The 1,439-nt window shown below is 44.0% G+C and carries 1 protein-coding gene; it reads left to right on the forward strand.

Going from position 1 to position 1,439, the window contains the following annotated elements; genetic code table 11:
* Positions 1-1,242 (forward strand): cell division protein FtsA (gene ftsA, locus RIG68_RS03695; RefSeq protein WP_350118721.1); only part of this gene is annotated, 1,242 nt, incomplete at its 5' end.
* Between the last annotated feature and the right edge of the window lie 197 nt (positions 1,243-1,439).

Raw genomic sequence — 1,439 nt, forward strand, 5'->3', positions numbered from 1 at the left:
ATCATGGTCGGTCTCGATATTGGGACTACAAAAATTTGCGCAATCGTTGCTTCCATCGAGCACGAAAGAATCAACATCCTTGGAGTTGGTAAAGCTCCCAGCGATGGCTTAAATCGTGGCGTGGTTGTTAACATTGATAAGACCGTAAACGCAATCAAGGACGCCATTGCACAGGCTGAACTTGCTTCCGGAATTCAGGTGAATTCTGTGAATGTGGGTATTGCAGGCGATCACATCCGAAGCATGAGAAGTAAAGGTGTGATCACCATCAACAATAAAGACAATGAGATCACCGCTCATGATGTGGAACGACTTTTGGAAGACTGTCAGCGCATTATGTTGCCTACTGATCAACAAATCCTTCATGTAATTCCTCAGGAGTTTGTGGTTGATGGCCAGGATGGAATCAGCGACCCGGTTGGAATGAGCGGAATGCGCATGGAAGCAGAAGTTCACATTATCACAGGTTTGGTTTCTGCAGCTAAAAACATGTATCGCTGTGTGGAACGTGCCGGTTATCAGGTGGCAGATCTGATTTTAGAACCTTTAGCTTCTTCTTATTCAGTATTGGATGAAGAAGAAAAAGAAGCCGGAGTTGTGTTGGTGGATATCGGCGGTGGAACTACAGATGTAGCCATCTTCCAGGATAACACCATCCGACATACAGCAGTTGTTGCCATTGCCGGACAGAAAGTAACGGACGATATACGTCTTGGTTTAAGTGTTCTTGACGATCAGGCCGAAATGCTGAAAAGAAAGCACGGCGAAAGCTATGCTGATATGATCGAAGAAGACGAAGTGATCACCGTTCCGGGAATTGCCGGACGTCCACCAAAAGAAATTACAAAGAGCATTCTTTCCAAAATTATACAGGCGAGAATGGAAGAAATCATGGAAATAGTTGGGATCGAGATCAAACGCAGTGGCTACTCAGAAGCACTAAGTGCAGGAGTAGTTCTTACAGGCGGTGGATCTTTGATCAAGAATATTTGTCCACTGGCTAACGAGATCTTAGGAATAGATGCCAAGATCGGGATTCCGTTAGGAATCACAGGCGGTTTAGTGGAAGAAGTAAACAGTCCAATTTACGCTACAGGTGTTGGTCTTGTAGTTCATGCTTTAAAAACAGGCATGGGCAACAATCAAACGATGATGCCATCATCACAAAAAGGCGGAAAAAATATGGAACAGGTGATGAACAAGATCGCCGACCGTATGAAAAGTTGGTTCAAAGAACTTTAGCAAACAGCAATCATCTACAAAATACAATCCAGTAAATAAATACAAAAACAAGGAGTAATCATGGCTAACCATAATACTCGATTCTTTTTCGACGAACAAAGCCAGGAAAACGCAAAGATCAAAGTGGTCGGCGTAGGCGGCGGCGGCGGAAACGCAATCAACAATATGATAAATATGGGCCTCGACAGTGTGGAATA

This window comes from Imperialibacter sp. (assembly GCF_040222385.1).
Classification (GTDB): domain Bacteria; phylum Bacteroidota; class Bacteroidia; order Cytophagales; family Cyclobacteriaceae; genus Imperialibacter.